Consider the following 800-nt stretch of genomic DNA (forward strand, 5'->3'; position numbering starts at 1 on the left):
GCGAAGCCGCTCATGCCATTTCTGGCACACGGAGGTTACGGCTGGATGAACTGATGAAGTCTGGAATTGCTGTGGTCGAAGGCGATCTGCAGGAAAACAGCATTGATGAGCTGAGTGAGATCTTTGCCTGTTTTGATACAGTTATCAACTGCAGTGGTTTTGTTGGCGGACCAGGAACGCAGTTAAAGATTACTCAGGCGGTTTTGAAAGCGGCTGTAACCCGCTACTTCCCATGGCAGTTTGGTGTTGATTATGACGTGGTCGGTAAAGGCAGCGGTCAACAAGTCTGGGATGAGCAACTCGAAGTGCGCCACCTTTTACGCCAGCAGAACGTAACAGAGTGGGTCATTGTTTCTACAGGTATTTTTACCAGCTATCTGTTTGAGCCCGGTTTTGGTGTTATTGATGCACACAATAAAATTGTCTTTGCTCTGGGGGACTGGCAGTACGCAGTAACGTTGACCACGCCTAAAGATATCGGCCTGTTGACTGCGGAAATTTTCTTTCATCAGCCCACTTTCCGAAACGAGATTATCTATATAGCAGGCGATACGCTGACCTACAGCGAACTCGCTGATTTAATGTGTACCCACTGGGGGACTGAAGTAAACAGAAAATTACTGGACAGGCAAAAGCTCCTGGATGATGTGCAGTATAATCCGCAAGATGTCGGTGCTAATTACCGACTCGCTTTTGCTCGACCTGACGGAGTGGCCTGGGATAAAAGCAATACCTATAATCAACGTCAGGGAATTGCCACTACAACGGTCAGTCAATGGCTTGCAAATCAGCATAGCACT

The 800-nt window shown here is 47.8% G+C and carries 1 protein-coding gene; it reads left to right on the forward strand.

Translation table 11 applies throughout. The annotated features are described in order from the left end of the window. Positions 1-800: aromatic alcohol reductase (locus tag QMM04_RS22870; protein WP_282997167.1), on the forward strand; the 800-nt coding region annotated here is incomplete at both ends.

The organism is Pantoea sp. Pa-EAmG, from assembly GCF_030024295.1.
GTDB classification, from domain to species: Bacteria; Pseudomonadota; Gammaproteobacteria; order Enterobacterales; family Enterobacteriaceae; genus Pantoea; species Pantoea dispersa.